Here is a 6,271-nt window from a genome sequence, read left to right as displayed (position 1 = left end):
GGCTTATTTAACGTATATAATGTGCTTGCTGCTATCTGTACGGCTTTTGCAAAGGGAATAGCTATTTCAGATGCTATAGAAGCTTTAAAAAGCTTTTCAGGTGTCAGCGGAAGGATGGAAATAGTTCATACAGATAAAGACTATAAGATAATAATTGACTTTGCCCATACGCCTGATGGACTTATGAAGGTACTTGAAACTCTAAATAAGGTGCCGCATAACAGGATAATAACCTTGATAGGACATAGCGGTGGCAACAGGGATTCCAGTATGCGCCCGGATTTGGGAAGGATAGCCCTTGAAAATTCGGATGAGGTTGTATTTACTGCGGATAATCCAAGAAATGAGTCGGTGGAACATATAGTAGAGGGTTTGGTTTCAGATTGTAATAAAACTAATTATACTGTTATTGAAGATAGAAAAGAAGCCATAGAATATGCCTTTGGTATTGCAGGTGAAAATGACATAGTATTGCTTGCGGGTAAGGGAGCTGAGCCTTATCAGGTAATTGGTAACGAGTACCTGCCTTACAGCGAGATAGAAACTGTAAAAGAGATTCTTGGCAGGATTTAAGGAGAAAATATGTGCGGATTTGTAGGATTTTGCAGTAAAAATGTAAAAGATAAAAATGTAATAAAAGAGATGAATAATCAGATTGTTCATCGAGGACCTGACAGTGATGGTTATTATTTTGACAAAGATGTAAACTTCGGTTTTAGAAGGCTCAGTATAATTGATCTTAAAGAAGGCTCTCAGCCAATTTTAAATGAAACAGAAGATGTAGCTATTATTTTCAACGGAGAGATATATAATTATAAGGAAATAAGAGAAGAGCTTATAACCAAGGGATACAAATTTAAGACACATACGGATACTGAAGTTATATTACATGGATATGAAGAATACGGTGAAGAAGGAATCCTAGCTAAGCTTCGTGGAATGTTTGCTTTTACCATTTGGGACAGCAAAAAAGAAAAGCTGTTTGGAGCAAGAGACCATTTTGGAATAAAGCCTTATTATTATGCTATGACAGAGGGAGATTTCCTATTTGGCTCAGAAGTTAAGGCTTTCTTAAAGTACCCTAAGTTTAAGAAAGAGGTAAATGAAAAGGCATTAAAGCATTATCTGGTTTTTCAGTACAATCCTTTGGAGGAGACATTTTTTAAAGGTGTAAAGAAACTGAGACCGGGACATTATTATATATACGAAAACGGAAAAATGGAGATAAAAACCTATTACAATCTAACCCTTGATTATCAGAAGATGACCTTTGACGAGGCTGTGGGTAAGATTGAAAGAGAGGTTGAGGAATCGGTTAAATACCATAAAATCAGTGATGTGGAAGTAGGCTCCTTCCTTTCAGGCGGAGTTGATTCAAGTTACGTGGTTGCAACCGCACTTCCGGATAAGACCTTCTCTGTAGGTTTTGATAATAAGGGCTTTAATGAAACTATGTATGCAAAGGAGCTTTCAGACAGCCTTGGTATAAATAACTACTCAAAGCTTATTACACCTGATGAATTTTTCGAGGGAATAAATAAGGTACAGTATTATTCGGATGAACCACATGCGAATCTTTCTTCTGTGCCATTGTATTTCTTATCAAAGCTTGCTTCTGAGCAGGTAAAGGTTGTACTTTCAGGAGAGGGTGCTGACGAGCTGTTTGCGGGTTACAATGAATATGCAGATGCACTTCCGCAGAGAATGTACAGAAAACTGCCATTTGGCTTAAGAAACAAATTATATAAAAAATACAAGGATAGAAAGCATTTCAGCGGAAAAACCATAATAATGAAATATGGTCAGAAGGTTGAGGACAGGTACATAGGGCCGGCTGAAATAATGTCTGATGAACAGGCTAATTCGCTTGTAACTTCAAAGTATAAAAATACTGTAACTTCAAGGGATTTGACCAAGAAATACTATGACGAAGTTAAGGATATGGATGATATCTCAAAAAGACTCTACCTTGATATGAAGCTGTGGATAGTTGAAGATATTCTTCTGAAGGCTGACAAGATGACTATGGCAAATTCCATAGAGCTTAGAGTTCCTCTTCTTGACAAGAAGATGTGGGAGCTTGCAAGGACAATTCCCGTAAAACATAAGGTACATAATGAGATAACAAAGTATGCCTTCAGAAAGGCAGCTAAGAATAAGCTTCCTGAGGATTGGGCAAAGCGCAGGAAGTTAGGTTTTGTTGTTCCGTTTGTAGTGTGGATAAGGGAAGAAAAGTATTATAAGATTGTAAAAGAAATTTTTAATAAAGACTTTGTAAGTGAGTTTTTTGATAAAGAAAAGATAAATTCGCTTTTAGATGACCATTTTAACAATATAGCCAACAACGGCCGTAAGATTTATACCATTTATACCTTCTTAAAATGGTATGAGATTTACTTTGCCACACAGACGGCATAAGTTTCACAGGTTATATAAGGAATAACCCCAAATTTGGGATAAAATTGATTAGATTTAAGGGGAAAGCGTAATGAATAAGGCAGTCGTTTTAGGATGTAATTATTATATAGGACTTAGCATAATAAGGTGTTTAGGACGGGAGGGTGTACACGTTGTAGCCTGCGACTATGATTTGAAAAATGCCTATGGTGCAAAGTCTAAGTTTATATCTGAATTTTTAAAAATAGATAATCTGAATAAATTCGGAGAAGAGGCCTTTACAGGGCTTATTGAGTATGGAAAAAAACAGACAGAGAAGCCTGTACTTCTTCCAACCCATGATAAATATGTTGAATTTATAGATAAATACTATGATGAGCTTGAGAAATATTATTTAATCAGTCAGGCTAAGGGGCTTAATTCGAAGCTTCTTGACAAGTGGACATTACACGATATTGCACTTGAAAACGGAGTGAAAATACCTGCAACTATTAGTGTTAATGATGAAAACTTAATAGAGAGGGTAAAAAATGAAGTAGGTTTCCCTTGTATAATCAAGCCTTTTGATACTGTAAAATTTACCAAGGTATTCAGAAATAAGGTATTCATTTGCAAGAACCTTGAAGAAATGGAAGCAGGCATAAAGAAGGCTAAGGATAATAATATAGAAATCTTTGTACAGGAAATAGTACCGGGCTTTGATGACTGTATGCTTACCTATGATTATTATATTGCAAGAAACGGAAAAACCACCCACTATCTGACTGCGCAGAAACAGCGTCAGTGGCCTATTAACTTCGGTGCTTCGGTATTTACAATTCAAAAATACAATCCTAAGCTTGTTGAGATTTCAAAGCCTTTCCTTGAGAATATCGGATACAGGGGCTTTGGAGAAATAGAGTTTAAAAGGCATGAAAAGACAGGAGAGATTTACCTGATAGAAATAAACGCAAGAACTACCAATTTTAATAATATGATATACAAATGTGGTATTAATATGCCTTACATTGCCTATCTTGATCTTACAGGAAACCTGAAAGAAAGTGATACTAAATTCCTGAACTATGACACTAAGTATGCATTTATTTACGGATTTGAAGATATGGTTGCAATCCTTAGATATAAAAAGACAGGGCAGGTTGGTATCTTAAAGTCTTTAGGTATTTCATTTTCAAGAAAATGGGCACCTGCAATCTTTGCTATAGATGACCTGGGACCTTGGTTTTTCTTTAACAAGCGTTTGCTTGGAAAAGCTTTCAGGAAAATATTTAGGAGGAAATAGTGTATAAATTAGGAGTTATCGGAGGTATGGGGCCTTTGGCTACGGTCAACTTTTATGAAAGAGTTGTACTTAACACAGAGGCTAAATGTGATAATGAGCATATTGATATGATAGTATTAAATCATTCGACCATGCCTGACAGAACAAAATGCATTATTGAAAACAGAAAGACTGAATTTTTAGATGCTATAAAGAAAGACTTTGCCATCCTTGAAAATATTGGAGTAGAGGCAGTTGCCATCCCTTGTAATACCAGTCATTATTTTTATGATGAATTTAAGAAGCTTACTGACTTAAACATTATCAACATGATTGAAGAAACTATCCTTGAAGTGAAGAAAAGTGGACTAAATAAAATCTCGATTTTTGGTACTCTCGGTACTCTTAACTCTAAGGTGTATGAGAAATACGCAAAGGAATACGGACTTGAAATTAAAGAGGTTTCTGAGGAAGATAAACAGGCTGTAATGGATATAATCTATAACATAAAGGAAACCAATAATTTGGATAATAAGCAGTTTATGGACATTCTAAACAGGTATTGTGATGATGAAACTGTTGGAATTATAGCATGTACCGAGCTTAGTCTTCTTGATATTCCTGAAAATATAAACACTGTTGATGCCTTGAATGTGCTTGTAAAAAGAAGTATTGAGTTAAGCGGAGCTGGGGTGAAGTTGTAGGTAGTATAACTTATATTGACAATATGGCATATATTCCATATAATATTTATGAAGGAAAAAATGGGAAAATTTATAGTTGAATTTTATGAAATAGAAAATGGAAATATTCCTGTGGAAGAATTTTTGAAGATGTTAGATGTAAAAATGAGAGCTAAGTTGCTTGGAATAATTAAGATTCTTCAAGAAAAAGGAAACAGGTTGAGAGAACCATATAGTAAGCATTTGGATGATGGAGATAGATAAGGCAAAAAAATATCGAAGTGACTATTTGGAAAGGATTGATAGAAATGAGAAAATTTGATGATTTTTTTGATGAGCAAATGAAAGATCCGGAGTTTAAAACAGAATATAATAACCTTCAACCTGAATTTGATGTAATAAGGGCTATAATAGATGCAAGAACCAATCAAAATCTAACACAAAAACAGCTTTCAGAAAAAACAGGAATTAATCAGGCAGACATTAGTAAACTAGAAAATGGAACAAGAAATCCAACTATAAATTTATTGAAAAGACTAGCAGATGGTATGGATATGATATTAAAAATTGAGTTCATACCAAAGAAAAGTTTATAAAATTATTTTAAATTTAAAAAGGCAGAATCTAACATTAGGTTCTGCCTTTAATACACTTATTTTTTATCAGCTCCAATATAGTTACCAAGTAAAGTAAAGCTGTCAGCTTCGGCCTTAAGTCCGGTAATTGCATTTATGACACCTGCATCATTTAAGTTGCCGTCAAAGTCAACAAAGAAGCGGTATTGCCAGCGCCTTTTAGGGATTGGTCTGGACTCTATATTAGTCATATTGATATTGTTGTAGATAAAATTGGAAAGGATGCTGTAAAGTGAGCCCGTCTTATGTGGTATTTCAAAGCTAATGCTTATTTTATCAGCATTTTCAAGATAGTTATCTCCCTTTCCTATCACTATAAATCGTGTTGCATTAAGTGTGTCATTTGCGATATTCTCAGCAAGAACCTCAAGCCCGTAAAACTCTGCATTTGCCTTACTTGCTATTGCAGCCTGTTCAGGTTTATCGTCATTTTTAACCTTAATTGCACTTTTGGAGGTGCTTCCATAGGCAAAGGTATTCCAGTCAGGGTACTTATTTAAGAAGTTTGAACACTGTAGCAGTGGCTGCGGATGGCTGTAAACTTCGGTTATATTTTCTAAACTTGTTCCCGGTAAGCCAAGTAGAGCATGGTCGATAGGCTCAATTGCCTCACCGAGGATATGCACTTTGTATTCCATAAGCAAATCATAAATATCCGATATACTTCCGGTAGTAGAATTTTCTATAGGAAGCACACCATATTCGATAGTACCGTTTCCTACTGCTTCACAGACTTTCTTAAAGCTGTCAAAAGACCTTGCCTTTGTATCTTTTCCAAAAAAGTCCTTCATTGCTCTTTCGGTATAGGTACCGCTCCCGCCAAAGAAACCTATATTATCAGAGGAATATGAGGTGACAGCTAAAGAGGTTTCAGACACATTAGCTATTTTCCTGTACTGGTACTTACGGCTGATAGACATAATCTGAGAAAATAACTCTCTAAGTGCGGTTTTGCCAAAATAATCATCTCCAAAACCCTCTATAACCTCAAGTTTTTCTTTTTCTCTTATTGGATCGTAAACGGGCTTACCTGTAGCTATTTTATAGTTTGCTACATCGTCAGCAAGTTTCATTCTTTCGTTAAAGAGTGAAATAATCTGTTTATCTATTTCATCAATCTTTGCTCTGGTTATACTTAAATCTATCATTTTTAATCCTTTCAGAAATATAAATGTATGCTTACTGAAACTTTTATAAATAACACCCTTTAATTATATTGAAATAGAAAGAAAAGGCAAGTACAATATGCAAACGGAAGTATGATGATATTAAGCGAGTATATTTGATTTGGGTTT

The 6,271-nt window shown here is 35.1% G+C and carries 7 protein-coding genes; 6 read left to right on the top strand and 1 reads right to left on the bottom strand.

Features of this window, described 5'->3' with window-relative positions; genetic code table 11:
- The 6 genes from ACTTKP_RS10715 to ACTTKP_RS10690 form a co-directional block, all read left to right on the top strand.
- On the top strand, positions 1 to 573 hold a 573-nt coding region (locus ACTTKP_RS10715; RefSeq protein WP_442553893.1), incomplete at its 5' end, for a glutamate ligase domain-containing protein.
- A gap of 9 nt (positions 574 to 582) precedes the next feature.
- Positions 583 to 2,418: an asparagine synthase (glutamine-hydrolyzing) gene (gene asnB, locus ACTTKP_RS10710; protein WP_442553892.1), complete on the top strand. Its 1,836-nt coding sequence runs from the start codon at positions 583 to 585 to the stop codon at positions 2,416 to 2,418.
- Positions 2,419 to 2,488: 70 nt separating this feature from the next.
- Entirely contained in the window at positions 2,489 to 3,679 is a 1,191-nt protein-coding gene (locus ACTTKP_RS10705) for a carboxylate--amine ligase (protein WP_442553891.1), read from the top strand.
- Positions 3,679 to 4,362 carry an aspartate/glutamate racemase family protein gene (locus tag ACTTKP_RS10700; protein WP_442553890.1) on the top strand — a complete coding sequence of 228 codons (684 nt, stop codon included), beginning with the start codon at positions 3,679 to 3,681 and terminating at the stop codon, positions 4,360 to 4,362. The genes ACTTKP_RS10705 and ACTTKP_RS10700 overlap by 1 nt, the downstream gene beginning before the upstream one ends.
- A 60-nt stretch (positions 4,363 to 4,422) precedes the next feature.
- The gene (locus tag ACTTKP_RS10695; protein WP_442553889.1) at positions 4,423 to 4,605 is read left to right on the top strand and encodes a hypothetical protein; all 183 of its coding nucleotides are present in this window, start codon (positions 4,423 to 4,425) and stop codon (positions 4,603 to 4,605) included.
- Positions 4,606 to 4,649: 44 nt separating this feature from the next.
- The gene (locus ACTTKP_RS10690) at positions 4,650 to 4,937 is read left to right on the top strand and encodes a helix-turn-helix domain-containing protein (RefSeq protein ID WP_442553888.1); all 288 of its coding nucleotides are present in this window, start codon (positions 4,650 to 4,652) and stop codon (positions 4,935 to 4,937) included.
- Positions 4,938 to 4,993: 56 nt separating this feature from the next.
- On the opposite strand, the gene pheA is transcribed toward ACTTKP_RS10690, so the two are convergent.
- Positions 4,994 to 6,124 (bottom strand): prephenate dehydratase, encoded by a 1,131-nt coding sequence (gene pheA / locus ACTTKP_RS10685; RefSeq protein ID WP_442553887.1) that lies wholly within the window; start codon positions 6,122 to 6,124, stop codon positions 4,994 to 4,996.
- Positions 6,125 to 6,271 lie beyond the last annotated feature (147 nt).

This window comes from Catonella sp., assembly GCF_052169795.1.
Taxonomy (GTDB): Bacteria; Bacillota; Clostridia; order Lachnospirales; family Lachnospiraceae; genus Catonella.
The sequence above is the reverse complement of the archived record's forward strand: the minus strand, read 5'-3'. Positions and strand labels throughout refer to the sequence as shown.